General features: G+C 62.6%; 20 protein-coding genes and 1 tRNA gene. 7 read left to right on the top strand and 14 right to left on the bottom strand.

Features of this window, described 5'->3' with window-relative positions:
* Positions 1-2 precede the first annotated feature (2 nt).
* Positions 3-1,622, top strand: a complete 1,620-nt coding sequence (locus LOY69_RS07095; RefSeq protein ID WP_265074315.1) for an aldehyde dehydrogenase (NADP(+)) — start codon at positions 3-5, stop codon at positions 1,620-1,622.
* Between the two features lie 10 nt (positions 1,623-1,632).
* Positions 1,633-2,643: an Ldh family oxidoreductase gene (locus LOY69_RS07100; RefSeq protein WP_102878699.1), complete on the top strand. Its 1,011-nt coding sequence runs from the start codon at positions 1,633-1,635 to the stop codon at positions 2,641-2,643.
* A 62-nt stretch (positions 2,644-2,705) separates the two neighbouring features.
* On the opposite strand, the gene LOY69_RS07105 is transcribed toward LOY69_RS07100, so the two are convergent.
* Positions 2,706-4,862 carry a TonB-dependent receptor gene (locus tag LOY69_RS07105; RefSeq protein ID WP_265074316.1) on the bottom strand — a complete coding sequence of 719 codons (2,157 nt, stop codon included), beginning with the start codon at positions 4,860-4,862 and terminating at the stop codon, positions 2,706-2,708.
* A gap of 228 nt (positions 4,863-5,090) precedes the next feature.
* On the opposite strand from LOY69_RS07105, the gene LOY69_RS07110 reads away from it, so the two are divergent.
* Positions 5,091-5,627: a GNAT family N-acetyltransferase gene (locus tag LOY69_RS07110; RefSeq protein WP_102878701.1), complete on the top strand. Its 537-nt coding sequence runs from the start codon at positions 5,091-5,093 to the stop codon at positions 5,625-5,627.
* Between the two features lie 66 nt (positions 5,628-5,693).
* On the opposite strand, the gene LOY69_RS07115 is transcribed toward LOY69_RS07110, so the two are convergent.
* Both LOY69_RS07115 and LOY69_RS07120 read right to left on the bottom strand, forming a co-directional pair.
* Complete coding sequence (locus LOY69_RS07115) at positions 5,694-6,068, bottom strand: hypothetical protein (protein WP_110595061.1); 375 nt, start codon at positions 6,066-6,068, stop codon at positions 5,694-5,696.
* Between the two features lie 225 nt (positions 6,069-6,293).
* Positions 6,294-6,581 (bottom strand): hypothetical protein, encoded by a 288-nt coding sequence (locus tag LOY69_RS07120; RefSeq protein ID WP_102878703.1) that lies wholly within the window; start codon positions 6,579-6,581, stop codon positions 6,294-6,296.
* A gap of 559 nt (positions 6,582-7,140) precedes the next feature.
* Between LOY69_RS07120 and LOY69_RS07125 the strand changes: the two genes are divergently transcribed.
* A complete protein-coding gene (locus LOY69_RS07125) occupies positions 7,141-8,916 on the top strand; it encodes a sensor domain-containing phosphodiesterase (protein WP_170002674.1) in 1,776 nt (591 codons plus the stop codon).
* Positions 8,917-8,961: 45 nt separating this feature from the next.
* Here LOY69_RS07125 and LOY69_RS07130 read toward each other — a convergent pair whose 3' ends face one another.
* Entirely contained in the window at positions 8,962-9,690 is a 729-nt protein-coding gene (locus tag LOY69_RS07130; RefSeq protein ID WP_102861579.1) for a class I SAM-dependent methyltransferase, read from the bottom strand.
* A gap of 261 nt (positions 9,691-9,951) precedes the next feature.
* Here LOY69_RS07130 and LOY69_RS07135 point away from each other — a divergent pair, with 261 nt between their 5' ends.
* A complete protein-coding gene (locus LOY69_RS07135; protein WP_253083965.1) occupies positions 9,952-10,377 on the top strand; it encodes an SMI1/KNR4 family protein in 426 nt (141 codons plus the stop codon).
* Positions 10,378-10,541: 164 nt separating this feature from the next.
* Here the strand turns inward: LOY69_RS07135 and LOY69_RS07140 are convergent.
* The 5 genes from LOY69_RS07140 to LOY69_RS07160 all read right to left on the bottom strand — a co-directional run bounded on the left by LOY69_RS07140 (position 10,542) and on the right by LOY69_RS07160 (position 14,406).
* Positions 10,542-10,615: transfer RNA gene (locus LOY69_RS07140), tRNA-Gly, on the bottom strand.
* 156 nt (positions 10,616-10,771) lie between these two features.
* Entirely contained in the window at positions 10,772-11,656 is an 885-nt protein-coding gene (locus tag LOY69_RS07145; protein ID WP_102861581.1) for an alpha/beta fold hydrolase, read from the bottom strand.
* Positions 11,657-11,981: 325 nt separating this feature from the next.
* On the bottom strand, positions 11,982-12,674 hold the full coding sequence (locus tag LOY69_RS07150; protein WP_102861582.1) for a 16S rRNA pseudouridine(516) synthase: 693 nt from the start codon (positions 12,672-12,674) through the stop codon (positions 11,982-11,984).
* A gap of 33 nt (positions 12,675-12,707) precedes the next feature.
* Complete coding sequence (locus LOY69_RS07155; protein WP_265074317.1) at positions 12,708-12,926, bottom strand: cysteine-rich CWC family protein; 219 nt, start codon at positions 12,924-12,926, stop codon at positions 12,708-12,710.
* Positions 12,919-14,406: a sensor domain-containing diguanylate cyclase gene (locus LOY69_RS07160; protein WP_110595064.1), complete on the bottom strand. Its 1,488-nt coding sequence runs from the start codon at positions 14,404-14,406 to the stop codon at positions 12,919-12,921. The genes LOY69_RS07155 and LOY69_RS07160 overlap by 8 nt, the downstream gene beginning before the upstream one ends.
* A 302-nt stretch (positions 14,407-14,708) precedes the next feature.
* Between LOY69_RS07160 and LOY69_RS07165 the strand changes: the two genes are divergently transcribed.
* A complete protein-coding gene (locus tag LOY69_RS07165) occupies positions 14,709-15,152 on the top strand; it encodes a hypothetical protein (RefSeq protein WP_102878709.1) in 444 nt (147 codons plus the stop codon).
* 49 nt (positions 15,153-15,201) lie between these two features.
* On the opposite strand, the gene LOY69_RS07170 is transcribed toward LOY69_RS07165, so the two are convergent.
* Positions 15,202-16,314 (bottom strand): enoyl-CoA hydratase/isomerase family protein, encoded by a 1,113-nt coding sequence (locus LOY69_RS07170; protein WP_102878710.1) that lies wholly within the window; start codon positions 16,312-16,314, stop codon positions 15,202-15,204.
* A gap of 133 nt (positions 16,315-16,447) precedes the next feature.
* On the opposite strand from LOY69_RS07170, the gene ung reads away from it, so the two are divergent.
* Positions 16,448-17,140 (top strand): uracil-DNA glycosylase, encoded by a 693-nt coding sequence (gene ung, locus LOY69_RS07175; protein ID WP_102861587.1) that lies wholly within the window; start codon positions 16,448-16,450, stop codon positions 17,138-17,140.
* Positions 17,141-17,284: 144 nt separating this feature from the next.
* Here ung and LOY69_RS07180 read toward each other — a convergent pair whose 3' ends face one another.
* The 4 genes from LOY69_RS07180 to LOY69_RS07195 are packed head-to-tail and all read right to left on the bottom strand — an operon-like array spanning position 17,285 to position 21,328.
* Complete coding sequence (locus LOY69_RS07180; RefSeq protein WP_265074318.1) at positions 17,285-18,316, bottom strand: AbrB family transcriptional regulator; 1,032 nt, start codon at positions 18,314-18,316, stop codon at positions 17,285-17,287.
* Entirely contained in the window at positions 18,309-19,823 is a 1,515-nt protein-coding gene (locus LOY69_RS07185) for a tripartite tricarboxylate transporter permease (protein ID WP_102861589.1), read from the bottom strand. The genes LOY69_RS07180 and LOY69_RS07185 overlap by 8 nt, the downstream gene beginning before the upstream one ends.
* Position 19,824: 1 nt before the next feature.
* Positions 19,825-20,283, bottom strand: coding sequence for a tripartite tricarboxylate transporter TctB family protein (locus LOY69_RS07190; protein ID WP_110595067.1), 459 nt, complete (start codon positions 20,281-20,283; stop codon positions 19,825-19,827).
* A gap of 58 nt (positions 20,284-20,341) precedes the next feature.
* Complete coding sequence (locus tag LOY69_RS07195) at positions 20,342-21,328, bottom strand: Bug family tripartite tricarboxylate transporter substrate binding protein (protein ID WP_102878712.1); 987 nt, start codon at positions 21,326-21,328, stop codon at positions 20,342-20,344.
* Between the last annotated feature and the right edge of the window lie 29 nt (positions 21,329-21,357).

Raw genomic sequence — 21,357 nt, forward strand, 5'->3', positions numbered from 1 at the left:
CCATGACTGTTACCGGACAGATGCTGATAGGTCACACCGCCGTGCTTGGCGGCCAGGGCTCGATTCATGGGCTGGCCGCCGCCAGTGGCGAGGTGTTGCAACCGGCTTTCGGTGGCGCCTCGGCCGCTGAACTTGAGCGCGCCTGTGCCCTGGCGGAGGCGGCGTTCGATCCTTATCGCCAGTTGCCGCTTGCACAGCGGGCGGCCTTTCTGGAGAGCATTGCCAGCCATGTTCTGGGCTTGGGCGAGGAGCTGATTGAGCGCTGTCACTTGGAAACCGGCTTGCCCCGGGCTCGCCTGGAAGGTGAGCGGGGGCGCACCGTCGGCCAATTGCGCCTGTTTGCCCAGGTGGTCCGTGACGGCGGTTTTCTCGGGGTCAGGATCGACCCGGCGCAACCTGAGCGTCAGCCTCTGCCCAGGATCGAGTTGCGCCTGCGGCATATCGGCCTGGGCCCGGTGGCGGTGTTTGGCGCGTCGAACTTTCCCCTGGCGTTTTCCGTGGCCGGCGGCGACACCGCTTCGGCCCTGGCGGCGGGTTGTCCGGTGATCGTCAAGGCCCACTCGGCGCACCCCGGGACATCTGAGTTGGTGGGGCAGGCCATTGCCCGGGCCGCGCAGAGTCTGGGATTGCCCGAGGGGGTGTTTTCGCTGCTGTTCGACAGCGGCCGGGCCATCGGCCAGGGACTGGTGGCGGACCCGCGGATCAAGGCAGTGGGGTTTACCGGCTCGCGCACGGGCGGGGTCGCGCTGATGCAGATCGCCGCATTACGTCCTGAGCCGATTCCCGTGTATGCCGAGATGAGCTCCATCAATCCGGTGCTGTTGTTGCCCCAAGCCCTGGAGGCGCGGGCGGAGCAGATTGCCCCGGCGTTCGTTGCCTCGCTGACCCAGGGCGCCGGGCAGTTCTGTACCAACCCGGGCTTGATCCTGGCCCTGGAAGGCCCGGCATTGCAGCGCTTTGAAAGCGCCGCTGCCGCTGCCCTAGCCACACAGGCAGCGCAGACCATGCTTACCCCAGGCATTCACCGCAGTTACTGCCAGGGCGTTGCCGCCCTGGCGGCCCATGCCCAGGTGCAGACCTTGGCCCAGGGCTTGGCGGGGCAGGGTACTCAGGCCCGAGGCGCGTTGTTCGCCACCTCGGCCGAGGCCTTCATGGGCTGCGCTCAATTGCGGGAAGAGGTCTTTGGTCCGGCCTCGTTGATCGTTCGTTGCCCGGACTTTGCCGCCTTGCAACAGGTGCTGCAGAGCCTGGAGGGCCAGTTGACCATTGCGCTGCACTTGAGCGATGGCGATCACCCCCAGGTCCGCACGCTGCTGCCGCTGTTGGAGCGCAAGGCCGGACGTCTATTGGTCAACGGATTCGGCACTGGGGTCGAAGTGGCCCACGCCATGGTTCATGGCGGGCCGTTCCCGGCCACTTCCGACAGCCGCAGCACCTCGGTGGGCAGCCTGGCGATCCAGCGCTTTCTGCGTCCGGTGTCCTACCAGGATCTGCCCGAGGCGCTGTTGCCTGCCGAACTGTCCAGCGGCAATCGGTTGCACGTACCGCAACTGATCGATGGCCAGGGGCCGATCAGCCCCACAACACACTCTCCCACAGGAGCTTTCACTTACCGCTCATAGAGGTTCCACCATGTCTGAATACATCACCCTGTCATTGGACGAAGTCCGCAGCCTGTCCTACCAGGTGCTCAGCCGACATGGCCTGTCCGACGCTCACAGTCGGGCGATCGCCGAGGTCATTACCCAGGGCCAGCGTGACGAATGCCATTCCCACGGGGTGTATCGCCTGCTGGGCTGCGTGCGCTCGGTGCGCGAAGGCAAGATCGACCCCCGGGCCGAGCCCAGCCTGCGGCATGTGTCGCCTGGGGTGCTGGAAGTGGATGCCCATTACGGCTACTCCTTACTGGGCTTCCACACCGGCCTGCCGGTCCTGGCGGAGAAGGCTCGTAGCCAGGGGGTCGCCGCCATGGTGATCAAGCGCTGTTTCCACTTTTCCGCCCTGTGGCCCGAGGTCGAGGCGATTGCCGCCACCGGGCTGGTGGGCCTGGCGATGAACCCCAGTCATAGCTGGGTGGCTCCGGCCGGAGGCCGGCACCCGGTGTTCGGCACCAACCCCCTGGCCTTTGCCTGGCCGCGACCGGGGGGCGATCCTTTTGTCTTCGACTTCGCCACCAGCGCCATTGCCCGCGGCGATATCGAATTGCATGCACGCCAGGGCAAGCCGATTCCCAGCCATTGGGCCATCGATGCCGACGGCGAACCCACCACTGACGCCCAGGCTGCATTGCGCGGTGCCATGCAGACCTTTGGCGGTCACAAGGGCTCGGCCCTGGCGGCGATGATCGAGTTGTTGGCCGGGGCCCTGATTGGCGACCTCACCAGTGTGGAGTCCATGGCCTTCGATGAAGGCGTCGGGGCGACGCCTTGTCATGGCGAGCTGGTGCTGGCGTTCGATCCCCAGGTGTTTCTGGGGCAGGGGTATCAGGCGGGGCTGGAGCGGGCGGAGGCTTTGTTCGCGGGGATTGCCCGGGATGGAGCGCGGTTGCCGTCCCAACGCAGGTTCGAGGCCCGGGCGCGCAGCCTGGAGCACGGGGTGCAGATTCCACGGGAGTTGCTGGAGGAGATCCGGCGGTTGCTCTAGGCAGGCGTTCGCTGACAAGCCAGCTCCAACCCTCCGTAGGAGCTAGCTTGCCGGCGAAAGCATCAGAACCTGACGTTCGCCGCCAGCTCGGCAGAGCGCCCTGGCGCGACAGTGGCGAACATGCCGACGTGGGAGGCGTCGTAGTAGGTCTTGTCGGTGAGGTTGAGCACGTTGAACTGCAGGTCCAGGTTCTTGTTCACCCGATAGGCCAGCATGGCGTCGTAGCGCCAGTAGGCATCGAGGCTGCGGGTGTTTTCATCGTTGGTGTAGCGCTCGCCCACATAGTTGGCGCCGGCACCGACTTTCAGGCGGTCGGTGAGCATGTAGGTGCTCCACAGCGAGGCGCTGTTGGGGGCGATGAATTTCATCTGGTTGCCGTTGAAGTCGGTGTTCCTGCCTGAGGCGTACTTGACCGTCTTGGCATCCAGGTAGGTGTAGCCCGCCATCACCTCCCATTGATCGGTCAGGTGGCCGGTAGCCCCGACTTCAAAACCTTTCACTTCGACATCGCCATCCAGGGTCACTTCGTTGCTGATCGGGTCGTAGGTTCGGGCGTTGGTCTTCTCGGTCTTGAACACCGCTGCGGTCAGGGCCAGGCGTTCGTTGAGCAGGTCCCATTTGGTGCCCAGTTCGAGGCTGCGGCTCTTTTCCGGGTCCAGGTTGCTGAGCCGGCCGCCTGCTGCGCCATCGGCGCCGCCCGACTGCCCGGCGGTTTCGCCCGAAGGGTTGAACGAGGTGCCGTAGGACAGGTAGATGCTGCCGTAGGGCAGGGGCTTGAAGACGATACCGCTTTGGTAGGTCCACATATTGCTGCGGTTGCTCTGGCTGGGGTCCCTGACGTGATAGGCGTCATAGCGCACCCCCAGGTTCAGGTCCCATTGCTCGTGCAGGGCCAGGGTGTCCATCACATAGACGGCGCGGTTGTTGTGTTGGGTGACCGTGTGTTGGCCGTCGCCTCGTAGCACCGGGGCGAATGGGTCTTTGGGATTGGGGTGATTGAGGTCGCCCAGGTTGCTGTTCTTGGGGCTTGCATAACGATTCTTGACGTCGATCCGTTCGCGCGAGAACTCCAGGCCCGCGCTGTAGCTGTGGCCGATGGAGCCGGTGTCGAATGTGCCGAAGATGTCGGTCTGGTTGATCAGCGATTCGTTGACCACGTTGCGCCCGCGAGCCGCACGTTGCACGGTGTTCGCCTGTTCCTGCGCCGCCGTGGATATCGGCCGGCTCATGACGTAGTCCTGCATGCTGCGGCCCTGGCGGGTGGTGTTGCGCAGGGTCAGGTGGTCGTTGACGTCATGTTCCAGTTGCAAGGTCGCAAGGTCTGCCGAGGTCTTGCGGAAGTCGCGCTGGGGGAAGCCATAGAAGTTGTCGCGGTCGACCTTGATCGGCTTGCCGGAGATTTCCGACACCGGGATGCCCTGGTCGGGCATGTCGTCGGTCTGCAGGTGGTAGTAGCTCAAGGTGGCGCGGGTGTCGGTGTTCAGGCCGAAGGTCACGCTCGGTGCCACGCCCCAGCGCGACACCTGCACATGATCGCGCCCGGGGGTATCGGCTTCATGCTTCATGGCGTTCAGGCGCAGGGCCATGTTCTGTTCGGGCAGGTACTGGTTGAGGTCAAGCGTGCTGCGCCGCTGATGATCGGTGCCCAGGGTCAGGCTGCCAGCGCTGAAGTCCTCCTGCTGCGGTACTTTGCTGATCAGGTTGATGGTGCCGCCGGTGGAGCCGCGTCCCGAGTAGGCCGAACCCGGGCCTTTGACGATTTCGATCTGCTCGTAGTTGAACACTTCATGGTTCATCCGGCCGACGTCGCGGATGCCGTCGATCATGATGTCGGTGCTGGCCTCGAAGCCGCGGATGAAGGGGCGATCCCCCAGCGGCGTTCCGCCTTCCCCGGCGCCGAAGGTGATGCCCGGGGTCGTGCGCAAGGCATCGGTCAGGGTCGACACGGCACGTTCCTGCATCAGGGTGTCGGTGATGATGGTCACCGACTTCGGCGTTTCCCGCAGGGGCGCGGTGAACTTCACCGAATCCGAGGCCTCGCGCTTGTAGCCAGGCTGATGCACCCCTTGCACATGGGTTGGGGCCAGGGTGACAGGTGTCGCCTCGGTGTGACGCTTGGCGTCTTCAGCAGCGGCTCCCAGGCTGGCTTCGCTGAGGGCCATCAGACCGAGAGAGGTGGACCACAACTTCCAGGGTTGTGGGCGGGCGGGACTGGACATTGAGATAGAGCCTCCGTTTTATTTGGAAGCGATTCTCATTAGATAATTATTATCATTCAATCAGATAGTTCTGAACAATGGTGTCGAAAAGTGTATGCGTGGCTGTATACGAAGTGAGGGGGCTTGATCGGGTTTGCTGTGCGGAGCGACATATTTTCTTGCGGCGGGCTGTTTTCTTTTTCCGCCAGCCGCTGTTTCATGGTCGACCATCAACCCAGGAGATCACGGATGAATCTGCACTTCGAAACCCCCAACTTGATATTGCGCCCACGCACGCTCGAACACTTCGAGGCCTGCTTGCGCATGGACCTGGACCCTGAAGTCACGCGCTTCACTCCGGGAATCTGGGACGGTGGGCAATGGCACCGGGATTTCTTGCAGTCGCGCATGACCCAGGACTTTGGTGAGCGATGCGGTTATTGGGCGATCTTCGCTAAGGAGGCCCCGGACGATTTACTGGGCTGGGTCTCGTTCATTCCTTTCGACGCCGTGGGCCCGGAACTGGAGATGGGCTGGCGTCTGGTGCGGCGGGCCTGGGGCCGGGGGGTGGCCTCTGAGGCCGCCAGGCGCATTGTCGAGCACGCCTTTGCCGACCCGGAGGTCGAGCGGATTGTCGCTGATGCTCACATCGACAATGGCGCCTCGTTGGCGGTGGCTCGCAAGCTGGGTTTTCGTTTCACTCACGACGGCGAATTCGAAGGCCTGCCAAGCCGGTTTTTCGAAATGACCCGTGAGGATTTTCATCAGCAGACAGCGACCGGTTGAAGGGCTGCTGGCTCTGGGGAGACGGGGCGCCGTTGCGTGGCGCCCCGCAATGAAGACCGTTGCCGGTCAAAGGTGACGGCTGACCCACCACAACACCAGGAAGGCGATGACCGCGGCCAGAGCTGACAGCTGGAACAGATTGATCAGCCATTTCAGGCCCAGGGGGAAGTTCTTGTAGTCCCGTACATCCATGCCGCCATTGCGCAGAAAGAGGTGGGGCATGGCGAACATCCCGCCGATGCACACCAGCATGCACAGACGGCTGAGAGGGTCTTTGCCCAGCAGTGGCATGCGAATGGCGATGACCCGGCAGCGGGCCAGGTACTTGACCATGTCATCGATCTTGAAATAGCCCAGGTAGACCTGGATCACCAGGGACACCAGACCGGACATGACCACCAGAATCCAACCCGCGGTATAAATATCTTTGGCGTTGCACATATCTATTCAGTGACCTCCTCAAGCTTCACGACCAGGCGTTCAGCGTCGCACTCCTCCAATGAGCCCTGGCACGCAGGGCAGCCGACCACCATAGCACCCCTGGACCAAGGACGGGCGCAGGGCTCCCCTGGGGCAGGAGAGTTGTAGCGACCCTAGCCGGGGGCTGGCCCGGTTGCCATGAGACGAGTACCAAAGACCCGGGGTTGGCGTGCTGGAGGGGAGGGGTCAGAGCTTGGCGCAACGTTCCACGTCGGCCTGGGTGGTGACCTGGGTATCGATGCCCAAACGGTACTTGCAGTAGTCGATGATCATCTGCCGGTGCTCGGGAGTGAGCTTTTCCACGCGCCGGTAGTCGCCGTCATTGGCGTGGATATTGAAGAACTCCAGGCGCAGCGTCGGGGACTGCTTGATAAACCAGCGGGTGTGGGTCTCGGCTTCTTCCAGCTCGGTGTAGTAGCCGACGTTGAGCACCACCAGCAGGCCGAGGAATAGCAGGAATACGAGTTTTTTCATGGTACGGCTCCATCCATGGGCAGGGCGGCGCATGGTTCCGGCTTTGCTCATGCTTGGCAAGGGACTGTCATGAATTGTCACGCTTGCCGCCGGCAGGTTCAGCCAGCAGACAGTCGCAGGCTGTTAAAAGATTCGGACGCCCGGCAGGAGCTGGGTCGTGACAAGGGGGCAAGAAGGTCGGGACTCTGGAACTGGCCTGATGATGCAATAGCAAAGAAAGCGATCTGCGGATCGCTTTTTTTGTCTTCGCAAGGTACGCGCCTGCCGATCTGCCAGGGTTTGCAGAGAGGGGCTCGAGCAGGACGCAATGGCCGGCAAGGTCTCTTTGTCATGGGGCGCGAGCGCTCTGGAACGGTCTTTTCAAGGTCGCTATGTATTGTTCCGGGCAATACCGTTCGTCCGACGGATGGAATTGGCAAGCACTAGTCACTGCGTCATGCTGTCGATGGATGTCGTAATGCCACCATTTTGGGCTCAACCCGTTTCCAGGTGGTGTTTTCCCCCTGCGCTGCTGAGATAGGTTTTCTGATGAGTGTGTTGATCCTGCCTGAGGCGCGGTATGCCCGATAAGGCGTTGGTCGAGGAGCAGCGCCTGGCTGCTCTGTATGCCCTGGAACTGCTGGACACGGCCCGTTGTGAGCGTTTTGATCGTATTTGTCGTCTGGCGGCGCAGTACTTCAAGGTACCCACGGCCCTGATCACCCTGGTGGATCGGGATCGCCAGTGGTTCATGTCGCGGGTGGGCTTCGTCGCCGAGCAGACCCCCATCGATCAATCGTTCTGTGCCTACACCATCAAGTCCGGCGATGTGTTTGAAGTGGAAAACGCCCGCCGGGATGTGCGCTTTCATGCCAATCCCCTGGTCACCGAAGATCCATGCATCGGCTTTTATGCCGGCGCGCCGCTGATCACATCCACCGGCCACGCCATCGGCAGTTTGTGCGTCATCGATAAACAGCCCCAGCGCTTGAATGCCGTCGAGCGCCAGCAACTGCGGGACCTGGCGTGCCTGGTGATGGAGCAGATCGAGCACCGTCAGCGCCAGACCCGTCGCGATCCGGTCAGCAGCCTGCCCAATCGGGAGCAATTCCAGAGCGATCTGTACGACCTGGCGGAACAGCATCCTGGTGAAAAGCGCGTGCTGGTGCTGGTGGATGCGGTGGACATGACCGTGGCTCACGAGCTGACCCTGGCCATGGGCATGGCTCCGTTTGAAATCATCGTGCGCTTCCTGGCCCAGCAACTGCTCACCTACCTGGGGCGGCATGTCCGGGTGTATCACGTCTCGGTCAAGCGTTTTGGCTTTCTGCTACCGGCAGCGCCGGGCATCGAACGTTTTCTCGAAGGGCTGGTTCGGCGTTTGCGACGCCAGCCGCCGGGCCTTGAACTGCCGATGATTCCCGGGGTATGTGCGGGCACCGTGGAGTTCTCCACGGACCGCGACGCGGTGCCGGACGTGCTGCGCAAAGCCATGTTCGCCCTGGAGCTGGCGACCTTGAAGCGCAGCACCTGGGCGCCCTATGACGTGGTGCGGGACCAGGCCTATCGACGTGCCTTCAATCTGGCGTCGGACATCAGCGAAGCCCTCGACAGCGGACAGATCTACCTGATGTTCCAGCCGCGCTTCGCCCTGCCCGATGGTGCCCAGGTCAGCGCCGAGGCACTGATCCGCTGGGATCACCCTTGGCTGGGACCGATTTCCCCGGCGGAATTCATTCCGGTCATGGAGCGCAACGCCTTGATCCACCGGGTGACCCATTGGGTGATCAACGCGGTGCTGGACAGGCTGCACAGTTGGAGTTCCAGCGATGTACAGCGCCTGTCGATCAACCTGTCCCCCCAGGATTTCGAGGACCAGGACATTGCCGATGTACTCAGGGAGGCCTGCCAGCGTCACCGCATCGATCCCCGGCGCCTGGAGGTGGAGATCACTGAAGGTGCCTGGCTGCGCTCCAACCCCAAGGTGCTGGATCAGTTGAGCAAGATCCGCGGCCTGGGCATGGACGTGGCCATCGATGATTTCGGTACCGGCTACAGCAACTTCGCCTACCTGCATCAGATTCCCGCCAATGTGGTGAAGCTCGACAAATCCATGGTCACGGACCTTGAGAGCAGCGCCCAGCACCAGAAGATCACCCGTTCGGTCATTGCCCTGGCCAGGGAGCTGGGCTATCGCACCGTGGCCGAGGGCATCGAGAGTTTCAAATGCCTGCAGATGCTACGGGCCTTTGGCTGCGACGAAGCCCAGGGCTATTTCCTGGCCCGGCCCATGGCCCAGGAAAAATTCCTCGCTCACAGCGGGGCCCGGCGTTTTCCGTTGCAGCAGGGCGTCTAGCATGCAAGACAAGCCTGCCGAGGTGGCCGCGCAACGGCGGCCGCCTCAGCGCTGTGCGGCCACCAGCAACATCATCGGTCGCTCGCGCTCTTCTTCCAGAGCCGGTTGCTCCAGCACTTGCTGGGCGCTCGGTCCCCACTCCTCGACATGGCGAATGCTGAACCCTGTGTCGATCAGCGTATTGAGCAGAGTGCCCAGGGTCCGGTGCTGCTTGATCACGCCCTCCGCCAGCCAATGGGTCACCCGTTCGCCTTCTTGCTGGTAGCTGTCCAGCGGCCAGGATTTGCGGCCCTGGTCATCCACCTGCCAACCCGGGTTGCGCGGGGCCATGAAGATCGGGTGCTCGATGGAGAACACCAGGCGTGCCCCGGGTACCAGGGCGGCATGGACCTGGGTGAACAGCCCGCGCAAGTCCTTGATGTAGTGCAGGGCCAGGGAGCTGTAGGCCAGGTCGAAGCTGCAGGCGGGCAGGCTCAGGTGTTCCAGATCGGCCCGCTGATAATCGATGTTGGGCGCCGAGGTGCTGGCGCGGGCGGTCGCCAGCATCTTTTGCGAAACGTCCAGGCCCAGTACCTGTCGGGCCCCCTGTTCGCTGGCCCAGCGGCTGAACCAGCCATAACCGCAGCCCAGGTCCACCACCTTGAGACCGTTCATGGTGGGCAGCAGAGCTTGCAGGGCTGGCCATTCCGGTGCCGCATCGAGGCCGCCGAGGGAGCGGCCCATCTGGCTGTAGCCCTGGAAAAAGGTCGGATCGTCGTAAATATTCTGGGTCATGCAGCGTTTCCTTGAGGTTCGTGTGCAGCCGTGATGTCGGGCGGATGATGCAAAAGACGCGGCTGAGGTTTTTCCTCTGACCCGGTCACGGCGATTTTCACTCAGTGTGGGTTATGCATTATCGTGCGCCACGCCTCAAACGATCAGCGTCGTCATCGACACCAAGCCAACCGATAGCGCTGGGTGATCGTCTGTAAGGGCCAACCGAATCCCCCGAACCTGGGTCTGTACCCTAAGCGAGGCACCTTGGGCAAAGCGCGAGTGATAGGCACGACAATAGAGGCCATTCATGCTGCCGAGACGGCATTGGGGCGAACCTTGCCCAGGTCATTCGTGGACTGGCTGCTGGAGCACAACGGCAAGGCGCTGGGGGGGCTGGAAGTGTTTCCTGTCTTTGATGCGCGTGATCCCCGCAAGACCTGGGAGTCGATAGTCCGCCATTTCGAGCAAGGCTGGCGGGCTTGGCAAGACACTTTCTCCGGCATCGCGCTCGACTGCTCCAGCCTGTTGCCGTTCGCTCAATTTGGGACGGGCGACTATTACTGCTTCGATTACGCGGTACTGGGCGACGCCGGTGAGCCGGTCGTGGTGCTGTGGTCCCATGAGACGGGCCGAACCTGCGTCGTTGCGGATGGCTATGCCGCTTTTTTGGCCAATCCCGATCAGTTGTGCCACGCACCCGGCTGATAGGCCGTTGGCACAGGTCAATGCTGAAACAGCGGCGCTCCAATGATCTGCACGAGGCTTGGGCTTGGTTCGCTAGGTTTGCTGCTGGGAGGAGAGGAAATCGTTTGAATCAACGACTTGAGAAGCTTCTACAGATATCTGCGGGAGCCCGCAGATTGGGGAAGTGGAGCGGGTGAAGGGAATCGAACCCTCGTTATCAGCTTGGGAAGCTGGAGTAATGCCATTATACGACACCCGCTCGAACGGCTGACTTTGTACCAGAAGTGGCCGGGGATTTGAAGTTTTTCTTTATCTGACTTGTGCTTGCGTGTCGGTTGAGGTCGCCACAGGTGCCTCACCCGCCAGGAAAAACAGGGTTTTTCAAGGCGGGGTGACGGCCTGTGGCGACGGGGTTTCAGATGGCCCGTGCATGCTGATCATGAACATAGTGTGGACGCGAGCGGTTGTCGTACTGGGCTGGCTTGAGGAAGCCCAGGAGTGCCTGGCGACTGTCGCGGCAGGCGGCCTTGTGTTCCATGTCGAGAAAGTGCCCGGTGGCCTGGATGGTGCTGAAGCTTGCGTGCTGTACATGGTCGGCGAACAGCTTGGCGTCGTTGGCTGAGGTGTACTCGTCCCACTCACCGTTGAGAAACAGCACCGGCACCTGGATGTTCTTCGCCGCCCGCAAGTAGCACTGGCGATCACCGTTGAGCACATGGCTGATGTGGAAGTGCATCTGCCCGTACTCATGCTCCGCCAGGCTGCTGACATGGCGATAGTTGAAGCGCTTGAACAGCGATGGCAGGTGTTTGCCGATGGTGTCGTTGACCAGGTGGCCGACGCGATGGCGGTCGAGGCTGCCGAGGTAGTCGACACCGCGCTCCAGGTAGTCGCGCATGGGTTCGTTGAGCACCGGCGAGAACGAGCTGATCACCGCCTTCTCGATACGTCGAGGACGTTGGGACAAGGCCTGCAAAGCCGCGGCGCCGCCCCACGAGAACGACAGCACATGCTCGGCGGCGAAGTGCTCGATCAACTCCAGCAGGATCTGCCCTTCCACTTCCTTGGTGAGCATCCGTTCGTGCTTGTTGTGGGCCTTGGACCGGCCCGCGTAGGGCTGGTCGTAGAGCACCACGTTGAACTGCGGGTACAGATTCTTCACGGTCTGGGCAAAGGACGCAGTGGTGGCCATCGAGCCGTTGACCAGAATGATGGTCTTGTCTGCGGCATCTGCGCGATAGAACTCCGTGTAAACCCGATACTGACCCTGTATATCCAGCACAGCGATTTCTGGCCTCATGTCATAAGACTCCTGGCAAGCGGGTATGCGCGCAACGTTGAGTGTGCACGGGCAATGTGACAGGTAGGCATACGCCTGGAATCGGAGCCCATGTCGATCCGGTAATGCAGGTCGACGGGTATTGTTATAGGCGGGCGATTTACCGGGTTGAATGCAGAGCAGGCAGGGCTCAGGCCGGCAAAAGGTTTCTTAGATGTCTGTTGGTGACTCATCGGTCACATTTCGGCCGACGGACTGATTCAAGCAGGGCAACCGGGAACCTGCAAGTGCGTTGGACAAATTGTTCGACAGCTTCTGCCCAGCGGTCATTCAGTGGGACGCGGCGTCAGATCAGGCGGATTTCGTCTGCGCTGAGGGGGCGGTATTGGCCTGGGGCAAGGCATTCATCCAGTACCAGTGGTCCCATGCGTTCGCGGTGCAGGCGCACCACCTTGTTGTTGAAGTGGCCGAACATCCGTTTGACCTGGTGATAGCGCCCCTCGACGATGCTCAGCCTGGCGCTATGGGGGCCGAGGATCTGCAATTGCGCAGGCAGGGTGGTGAGGTCCTCGAAGGCGAAATACAGACCCTGGGCGAAGGTCTCGATGTACTCGGGGCCAATCTCCTGCTCGGTTTCCACGTAGTAGAGCTTGGGTAGCTTGGTCTGCGGCTGGGTCAAGCGTCGCGACCAGCTGCCGTCGTTGGTGATCAGCATCAGCCCGGTGGTGTTGTAATCCAGGCGCCCGGCGATGTGCAGGTCCTGGGGATCCGGCTCGTGGATCAGCTCCAGCACGGTCCTGTGCTCCGGGTCGCGGGTGGCGCTGACACAGCCCATGGGCTTGTGCAGCATGAAATAACGCGCCGGCTTGCCGACCTGGAGCACTTCCTCATCCAGTTCCACGCGACTGAACTCACGGACCTCGGCCTTGGGGTCGCTTACCGGCTGCCCGTCGATGCGGATGCGGCGTTGCACCAGCAGCAGGCGCACCTGCTGACGGTTGAAGCGAGGCAGGTTGCTGAGGAAACGGTCAATGCGCATGGTGATCGGCGGTTGGGGGCAAGGTGAGGAGGTTCAGGAGCGTGGCAGGGCGCCGGCGCGCAACTGCGCTTCGACCCCGGCACAACGGGGACACAGGCAGGAGCGGTCGCGCAGCTCTGGCGGCAAGGCTTCGATGATTGCCGGGTCGATGCTCACGGTGTAGCACCAGCAGGCATGGTCCGCAGTACGCGGGTCGGCCAGGGTGCAGTTGTTGCGGGCACCGCAGGCCGGGCAAAGGTCAGGTTCATTCATGGCTGGAGTGGGGCATTTCCACACAGGTTCGATTGCGTCCGCTCTGCTTGGCGCGGTACATCGCATGGTCGGCACGGGACAGCAGGCTGTGCAGGGTGTCTGCCGATTGCAGAGCGGTCAAGCCGATACTGACGGTCAGTTGCAGAGGCTGCCCTTCATAGTAGTAGCGCTGTTGTTCGGTCTGCTGGCGGATCTTCTCGGCAATGACCAGGGCGGCGCTGCTCTGGGTGTCCTTGAGCAGGACAATGAACTCCTCGCCGCCCCAGCGGCAGACGATGTCGGACTGGCGCAGGCAGTCCTGCAGGTCACGGGCAAAACCGCTGAGCACCAGGTCCCCGGCCAGATGGCCGTAGGTGTCGTTGAGGCGCTTGAAGTGATCCAGGTCCAGCAGCAGGGCGCACAGTGGCGTCATGTCCCGCCGCGCTTCCTGCAGAGCCTGGGCTGCCAGCAGATCGAAGCCGCGACGATTGGGCAGGCGGGTGAGGCTGTCGAGGGTGGCCTGGGCCTCAATCTTGCGCCGGTAGCGACGCACCACGCCGCTGAGCAGGATCAGCACGATGCTGGTGACCACCAGGCAGATCAGCAGGTTCAGGTACAGCGACTGACGGATGCTGTTGAGGGCGCCGTCTTCGCGCTTGTCGACGAACAGGTACCAGTTCAGTTCGGGAATGAATCGCACATTGAGAAAATGCCCCTGGCCCTGGGTCGAGTATTCGTAGCTGCCGCTGTGGGGCTTGGGCAGTTGGGTCATCAGCTCCTTGAGGCTGTCCAGGTCATGCAGGGACTGGCCGCTGCGGGCGCCCTGGGGCCCACCGTCGGCGCCGGTGAGGACGATGCGGCCGAAGGTGTCGACGAAGTACACACTGCGCTGGTAGCGCTGCTGGTACTTGTCGATCAGCTTGATCACCGCGTCCACCGTCAAGCCCACTCCGGCCGCACCGATGAAGCGCTCCTGATAGTCGTAGACCTTGTAGTTGATGAAGAAGGTCAGTTTGTCCTGGTTGGCCAGGTCCGGGTCGACGTTGATTTCATAGGGCGTGGCCATATCGCGTACACGAAAGTACCAGGCGTCCCGGGGCTCATCGACCTTGACCTGCTTCAGCACGCCCTTGGCCTGGTAGTAGGTGAGGCTGGTGTTGGAGACGAAGAACGCGGTGTAGGCGCCATAGTGGGTCATGACCTCGTTGAGGTAACGGGTCATCTGGGTAGGGTCGCGTTCGCCGGCCACCACCCAGTCACGCATGAAGGTGTCGCGGGCCATCATCGAGGAGATCAGGACCGGCCGTACCAGGTCCTTCTGGATTTCCGAGTACACGGTGTCGGAGGTCAGGGGCAGCTCGGTGTTGACGATGTTGTCGCGGATCGAGTCCCGGGAGGCGTAGTAGCTGAGCAGGGAAGTGGCGAGGAAGCCGCTGCCCAGCAAGGTGATCAGGACCAGTACCAGCGAACGCTGCGAATACAAGGGAGAACGAAGCGGCATGGCAATTCCGTGATAGTGGCCCGATGACGCATTCTAGTGGCACGGCGCGGAAATAACTCGTTCATCAGCGCACTGAGTTGTCTCGGAATCGACACACGGCATGGTGTTTTTCCGGCGCCGGAAATGCGGCCCCGAGTCGTCCTGACAGGGCGGTTACCGGCGGTCGAAGGACTTGTATCAACGTGTTGCCAAAATCGCACCAGAAGGGGTTTTCGCGGTCAGATATTTCGTCAGTCGACCTGTTGTCGACTGCCGCCTGCCAGCGTCGCTGGTGTGGCTTCTTCGCGGTCCAGGAGGCCGCCATGTATCGTCGACTTCTGCTTGTTGCATTACTGGGTTTGAGTCTTAGCGCGTGCGTCCCTTATTACGGTGGAGGTTCAAGCTATTACAGCTCCGAAGTCTACAGTTCTCCCACGCCGGCCTATTACTACGGTGGTGGTTCTTCCTATTACTCCACTGGCCGCAGTTACTACGCACCGCGTTACTACCAGCCGGCACCCCGTTATTACCAGTCGGCTCCGCGTTACTACCAACCGGCTCCGCGCTACTACCAGCCACCCCGGGCGGTGTACCGGCCGTATCCGAACCAGGGCTGGGGCGGGCACGATCGCCACAGCAACTGGGGCAACAACAATTGGGGCAACAATGGTGGCCATCGGGAATGGGGCGGTCACGGCGGACGTGGTGATCGTGGCCGAGGCGATCGTGACCGGGGCGACCATGGGCGAGGCGGTCGCGGCCATTGATCCCGAGTGGGCCAAAAGCCTGTAGCCGCTGTCGGCGGCTGCAGGCTTTTTAGTAATCCGTCAGGTCCGCCAGGGGATGACGGCCTTCCCAGGCCTTGTGGAAATGCGCTTGCACCACCGCCTCGGGCACGCTGTTGATATCCGACCAATGCCAATGGGGCTGATGATCCTTGTCGATCAGGCGGGCACGCACCCCTTCGGCGAATTCCGGGTGCCGGCAGCAGTTCAGGCTCAGGGTGTATTCCATCTGGAATACCTCGGCCAGGGACAGGTAGCGAGCACGGTGGATCTGCTCCCATACCAGGTGCGCGGTCAGCGGGCAGCCCTCGACCAGCGTCTTGGCCGCTCGGCTGTAGAGGGCATCGCTGTGGTTCTGCAACTGGCTGATGGCACGCCAGGCACAGGCCACGTCACTGACGTCCAGCCAGGCGTCGATCTGCTGCCGACGCGGCAGCCATTGGGCTTCGGGCAGTTGAGCCGATGCTTCCTGCTGCAAGGCCTTGAGCAAGCTGTTGAGTTGCCTTGGCGTCTGTTCCTGCCAGTTCAACTGCAACAGCCCCTCGATCAGTGCTTCCTGTTGTTCGTCCAGCAGGAAGCGGTCGGCGAGGTTCAGGTCCAGGGCATCGCGGCCATTCATGTGGGCACCGGTCAACCCCAGGAACAAGCCGAGCTTGCCGGGCATCCGCGAGAGGAACCAGCTGGCGCCGACGTCGGGATACAGGCCGATGCTGATTTCCGGCATTGCCAGGCGACTGCTGGGGGTGACGATACGAATCCCGGCACCTTGCAGCAGGCCCATGCCACCGCCCAGCACATAACCGTGGCCCCAGCAGATCAAGGGTTTGGGATAGGTGTGCAAGCGATAGTCGAGACGGTATTCCGCGGCAAAGAAATGCCCGGCCAAGGCCGGTACTTCGCCGGGGTGATCGAGGCAAGCCTGGGCCAGGCTGCGTACCTCGCCGCCGGCACAGAAGGCCTTGGCGCCGTTACCCCGCAGCAGCACACAGACCACTTGCGGGTCCTTGGCCCAAGCATCGAGACGCTCGCTCAACTGCTGGATCATGGGCAGCGACAGGGCATTCAGGGATTTTTCCGCGTCCAGGGTGGCAATGGCGATGCGTGCGCCATCGGTGCCGGTGAGTTCTTCGACGTGCAGGTTCATCGTGACCTCGAGGGGAAATAGAAGCGCTCAGTATGATCGCTGGTAGGGAAAGTGCAGGTTCCGTGTCAGATCAATTGACAAGCGAAGTCGGCTTTCCTAGGGTGCGGCCATTGTTTTTTTCACGGGCATGGCCATGACTGCTGACGATCGTATCAAACTCGAACCGAGCTGGAAGGAGGCGCTGCGTGCCGAATTCGAGCAGCCCTACATGAGCGAACTTCGCGAATTCCTGCGCCAGGAACATGCCGCCGGCAAGGAAATCTATCCGCCGGGTCCGATGATCTTCAATGCCTTGAACTCAACGCCGCTGGACAAGGTCAAGGTGGTGATCCTCGGCCAGGACCCGTACCACGGACCGGGCCAGGCCCATGGCTTGTGCTTCTCGGTACAGCCCGGGGTGCCAGCGCCGCCCTCGCTGGTGAACATCTATAAAGAGCTCAAGCGTGACCTCAACATCGACATTCCCAACCACGGCTACCTGCAAAGCTGGGCCGACCAGGGCGTGCTGATGCTCAACACCACCATGACCGTGGAGCGGGCCAACGCGGCATCCCATGCAGGCAAGGGCTGGCAGTTCTTTACCGATCGGATCATCGAAGTGGTCAGCGAGCACCAGCCGCACCTGGTGTTCCTGTTGTGGGGTGCCCACGCCCAGAGCAAGCAGAAACTGATCGACGCCACCAAGCATCTGGTACTGACCTCGGTGCATCCTTCACCGCTGTCGGCCTACCGCGGCTTCCTCGGTTGCGGGCATTTCAGCCGCACCAACAAATACCTTGAGCAGAATGGCGAGACGCCCATCGAGTGGCGCCTGCCGCCGTTGTAACTATTGCTCGATGGGGGGCTGCTTGGTGGTAAAACCACCTGCGACTTGAACCAAGGCATATCTGTAGCCGCTGCCGCAGGCTGCGAACGGCCCGTAGGGCCGCGGCGGGAAGGCTGTGGACCTTGTCGCCCCCCGCGGCAGCGGCTACAGGGAGCCTTTGTTCCAGTGGCGGAACAGGGGCTCGGCGAGAAACAGCACGAACAACAACCTCATCACCTGCATCGCGGTCACCAGTGGCACCGACAGTTGCAGGGTCTCGGCCGTCAGGCTCATTTCCGCGATACCGCCGGGCATCATGCCCAATGTCAGCGAACGTAGATCCAAGTGGGTCAACACACTCAGGCCCAGGGCCGCAAGGCCGGCGATCAGCATGCTCAGGGCGGTGCCGATCAAGGTCCGCCCCATGAACGACGGCGCTCGGCGGAAGAACTGCCGATTGAAGTGACAGCCCAGGCCGCTGCCGATCAGCCATTGGCCCACCTGACTGCCGCCCTCGGGCAGGCCGATGTGCAGGTCCCAGGCGATGCTCACCGTAGCGCTGAGCAGCAAGGGGCCGAACAGCCAGGGGTTGGGTTGGTGCAGACGCTGCCAGATCCAGGCCAGCAGCGCGCCCGCGGGAAACAGCAGGGCCAGCCACTGCCAGTCCACGCTGGTGGCATGCAGGGCGGGGGTGCCTTCCCCCAGCAGATATTTGAAGGCCGCCGGAACACAGAGCACCACGGCCAGCACCCGCAGGCTCTGCCCAGCCGCCACGCGGCTGAGCACCGCGCCATTGCGCGCGCCGAGATTGACCATCTCCCCGGAGCCGCCGGGCATGCTGGAGAAAAACGCGGTGGCCCGGTCTTCTCCGGTGCGCCGCAGCAACCACACCCCGACCACGCTGGACAGGCTGGTGACCAGGGCGCCGAAGAAGATCAGGCCAAAGTGGCTCATGACCTGTTCCATCACCTGCGGCGTGAAGTGCAGGCCAATGCCGATGCCGACCACCCATTGCCCGCATTTGCGGCCGCCGGGGATTTCCGCCAATTGCCAGGGCGTCAGGCAGCGCACCAGGATGATCGCCAGCAACGAGCCGACCATCCAGGGCAACGGCCAGCCGATCTGGCTGGCGAGATAACCGCCAGCCAGGCCCACCAGGGGCGTGCCCCACCATTGTCTGAAGCGGGCTTCAGACATCGGCCACGGCACGTTGCTGGGCCGAGCGCTTGCGCCAGATGCGCAGCAGCGGCATGAACAGCATGAGGAGGGTCAACACCCAGACCCCGACCGTGATCGGGCTCGACCAGAGGATCTCCATCGCGCCATTGGAGATCGACAGCGCCCGGCGCAGGTTCTGCTCCATCAAGCCGCCGAGGATGAAACCCAGCAATACCGGCGACAACGGGAAGTCCAGCTTGCGCAGGATGTAGCCGAAGATGCCGATGCCCACCATCAGGAACAGGTCGAAGGTGGTGGCGTGCACTGCGTAGACGCCAATCCCGGTAATGATCGCGATCACCGGCACCAGGGCCCAGTTCGGCACGGCGAGGATGCGGGTGAAGAGGCGGATCATTGGGATGTTGAGGATCACCAGCATGATGTTGGCGACGAACAGCGAGGCGATCAGGCCCCAGACAATGTCCGGCTGCTGCTGAAACAGCAGTGGGCCGGGCGTGATGTTGTACAGCGACAGGGCGCCGATCATCACCGCCGTGGTGCCGGAGCCGGGAACGCCGAGGGTCAGCATCGGCACCAGGGCGCCGCAGGCCGAGGCGCCGATGGCGGTTTCCGGCGCGGCCAGGCCGCGCTTGTCGCCTTCGCCGAAGGTGCCGCTGGCGCCGGCGATGCGTTTCTCGGTCATGTAGGCCACGGCGCTGGCCAGGGTCGCGCCGGCACCGGGCAGAACGCCCATGATGAAGCCCAGCAGGCCACAGCGGATGTTCACCACGAACACCGAGGCCGCTTCCTTGAAGTTGAACATCATGCGTCCGGTGGCTTTCACCGCTTCCTGGCCGCGATGGGTCTTCTCCAGCAGCAACAGAATCTCGCTGATGGAGAACAGGCCCAGCACCAGCACCACGAACTGGATGCCGTCGGTGAGGTGAATGTTGTCCCCGGTGAAGCGGTACACACCGCTGTTGGCGTCAATGCCCACCGCCGACAGGAACAGGCCGATCAGCGCCGCAATGAAGGTCTTCAGCGGCCGATCGCCGGCCATGCCGCCCAGGCAGACGATGGCGAACACCATCAGTACGAAGTATTCCGCCGGGCCGAAGGCGATCGCCCACTTGGCCAGCAGCGGGGCGAACAGCACCATGCCGCAGGTGGCGATGAAGGCGCCGATGAACGAGCTCCAGGCCGAGAGTGACAGGGCCACGCCCGCCAGGCCTTTGCGGGCCATGGGGTAACCGTCCAGGGTGGTCATCACGGTGGAGGCTTCGCCCGGAATGTTCAGCAGGATCGAACTGATGCGGCCGCCGTATTCGCAACCCAGGTACACCGCCGCCAACAGGATCAGCGCCGATTCCGGTGGCAGGCCCAGGGCGAAGGCAATGGGGATCAACAGCGCCACGCCATTGATCGGGCCCAGGCCCGGGAGCAGGCCGACCACGGTGCCGATCAGGGTGCCGGACAGGGCGGTGACCAGGTTGTAAGGGGTCAGCGCAACGCCGAAGCCCTGGCCCAGATAACTGAGGGTATCCATATCAATTCTCCAGAACGTCGAGCAGGCCGAGGGGCAGTGGTACGTCCATGACCCGGTCGAACAACCAGTAGAGGCCGACACTGAGCAGGCTGATGATCACCAGGCTAGGCAGCCAGCGGCCGCCGTAGAGCCGTGCCATGGGTACGCCGATGAGGACACTGGCGACGATGAAACCCAGGGGTTCGAAGGTTCCGGCGAACACCAGCAGCAAGGTCACGCAGATCGTGATCTTGGTCAGGGTTTGCCGGTCCAGGGGCGGTTCATCTTCGCTGTGCTTGATGGGTGTCGGGCGAAACAGCATGTACAGCAGGGCCAGCCCCATCAGACCGAGCATCAGCAAAGGGAAGGCCCGCGGGCCCACGGGTTCATAGGAAAAGGCCGCCTGATACGGCCAGGCCATCAGTGCCAGGCCGGCACAGGCCAGCAGCAACACCGCAGCGAAGAGACGTTGAACGAGCATGGCTAACTCCTGGGCGCGGCCCTCGATGCGCGAGGGTCGCGCCTTCAGCAAGGGACGGTCACTGGATCAGGCCGAACTCTTTGGCCAGGGTCTTGTAGTCGGCCACCTGTTTCTTCACATAGGTGTCCAACTCGGGGCCGGTCAGGGCGAAGGGGAACAGCTCGCGCTGGTCACGCAGCTTGGCGAACTCTTCGGAGGCCAGGAGCTGGTCGAAGGCGTTTTTCCACCAGGCGTATTCCTCGTCGGTGACTTTCGGCCCGAGGTAGAAACCGCGTACCACCGGCCAGACGATGTCGTAGCCCTGCTCCTTGGCGGTGGGGATGTCTTTCATTTCCGGTTCGTCCAGACGCTGTTCGGAGAACACCGCCAGCAGGCGCATGTCGCCGGCCTGGATATGGGGCATGGAGTCGGAGATGTCGGTGCTGCCCACCTGGATGTGTCCGCCCAGCAGGGCGGTGGCGATTTCACCACCGCCTTCCAGGGCGACGTAGCGCAGGTCCCGGGGGTTGATCCCGGCGGCCTTGGCGATCAGTGCGGTCTGCATCCAGTCCTGGCTGCCCACGGTGCCGCCGGAACCTATCACCACTTTGCTTGGATCTTTCTTAAGAGCCTGGACCAGATCGTCGAGGGTCTTGTAGGGCGAGTCGCTTTTCACCGCGATAGCGCCGTAGCTGGTGCCGACCGCTGCCAGCCAGCGCACCGCGCTTTCATCGAAACGGCCGAACTTGCCCTGGGCCAGGTTCAGCAGCGAGCCGCTGGACCAGGCCACCAGGGTTCCGGCGTCGGCGGGACGCTGGGCCACCACGGCGTTGTAGGCCACGGCACCGACACCGCCAGGCATGTAGGTGACGCGCATCGGCTTGGTGAGGAGTTTTTCGTTGACCAGGGCGCTTTGCACCAGCTTGCAGGTCAGGTCGAAACCGCCGCCGGGGGAGGCCGGGGCGATGCATTCCGGGCGCTTGGGCTCGGCGGTCGCGGCCAGCAGTTGGCCGGCGAACAGCATGCAGCCGGCGGCGAGGGCTAGTTTGCGCAGTGAAAGGTCCATGAACGTCTCCACAGGAGTTGTTGTTATCG

It is taken from the genome of Pseudomonas sp. B21-059 (genome assembly GCF_026016285.1).
Lineage (GTDB): Bacteria > Pseudomonadota > Gammaproteobacteria > Pseudomonadales > Pseudomonadaceae > Aquipseudomonas > Aquipseudomonas danubii.

Bases quoted from the DNA above. Each gene is read 5' to 3' on its own strand.
- LOY69_RS07195 (WP_102878712.1), bottom strand. From the start codon at position 21,328: ATGGACCTTTCACTGCGCAAACTAGCCCTCGCCGCCGGCTGCATGCTG.
- ung (WP_102861587.1), top strand. From the start codon at position 16,448: ATGACTGCTGACGATCGTATCAAACTCGAACCGAGCTGGAAGGAGGCG.
- LOY69_RS07160 (WP_110595064.1), bottom strand. From the start codon at position 14,406: ATGCCGCTTCGTTCTCCCTTGTATTCGCAGCGTTCGCTGGTACTGGTC.
- LOY69_RS07180 (WP_265074318.1), bottom strand. From the start codon at position 18,316: ATGTCTGAAGCCCGCTTCAGACAATGGTGGGGCACGCCCCTGGTGGGC.
- LOY69_RS07105 (WP_265074316.1), bottom strand. From the start codon at position 4,862: ATGTCCAGTCCCGCCCGCCCACAACCCTGGAAGTTGTGGTCCACCTCT.
- LOY69_RS07170 (WP_102878710.1), bottom strand. From the start codon at position 16,314: ATGAACCTGCACGTCGAAGAACTCACCGGCACCGATGGCGCACGCATC.
- LOY69_RS07100 (WP_102878699.1), top strand. From the start codon at position 1,633: ATGTCTGAATACATCACCCTGTCATTGGACGAAGTCCGCAGCCTGTCC.
- LOY69_RS07185 (WP_102861589.1), bottom strand. From the start codon at position 19,823: ATGGATACCCTCAGTTATCTGGGCCAGGGCTTCGGCGTTGCGCTGACC.
- LOY69_RS07155 (WP_265074317.1), bottom strand. From the start codon at position 12,926: ATGAATGAACCTGACCTTTGCCCGGCCTGCGGTGCCCGCAACAACTGC.
- LOY69_RS07125 (WP_170002674.1), top strand. From the start codon at position 7,141: ATGCCCGATAAGGCGTTGGTCGAGGAGCAGCGCCTGGCTGCTCTGTAT.
- LOY69_RS07120 (WP_102878703.1), bottom strand. From the start codon at position 6,581: ATGAAAAAACTCGTATTCCTGCTATTCCTCGGCCTGCTGGTGGTGCTC.
- LOY69_RS07190 (WP_110595067.1), bottom strand. From the start codon at position 20,283: ATGCTCGTTCAACGTCTCTTCGCTGCGGTGTTGCTGCTGGCCTGTGCC.
- LOY69_RS07095 (WP_265074315.1), top strand. From the start codon at position 3: ATGACTGTTACCGGACAGATGCTGATAGGTCACACCGCCGTGCTTGGC.
- LOY69_RS07165 (WP_102878709.1), top strand. From the start codon at position 14,709: ATGTATCGTCGACTTCTGCTTGTTGCATTACTGGGTTTGAGTCTTAGC.
- LOY69_RS07115 (WP_110595061.1), bottom strand. From the start codon at position 6,068: ATGTGCAACGCCAAAGATATTTATACCGCGGGTTGGATTCTGGTGGTC.
- LOY69_RS07145 (WP_102861581.1), bottom strand. From the start codon at position 11,656: ATGAGGCCAGAAATCGCTGTGCTGGATATACAGGGTCAGTATCGGGTT.
- LOY69_RS07150 (WP_102861582.1), bottom strand. From the start codon at position 12,674: ATGCGCATTGACCGTTTCCTCAGCAACCTGCCTCGCTTCAACCGTCAG.
- LOY69_RS07130 (WP_102861579.1), bottom strand. From the start codon at position 9,690: ATGACCCAGAATATTTACGACGATCCGACCTTTTTCCAGGGCTACAGC.
- LOY69_RS07110 (WP_102878701.1), top strand. From the start codon at position 5,091: ATGAATCTGCACTTCGAAACCCCCAACTTGATATTGCGCCCACGCACG.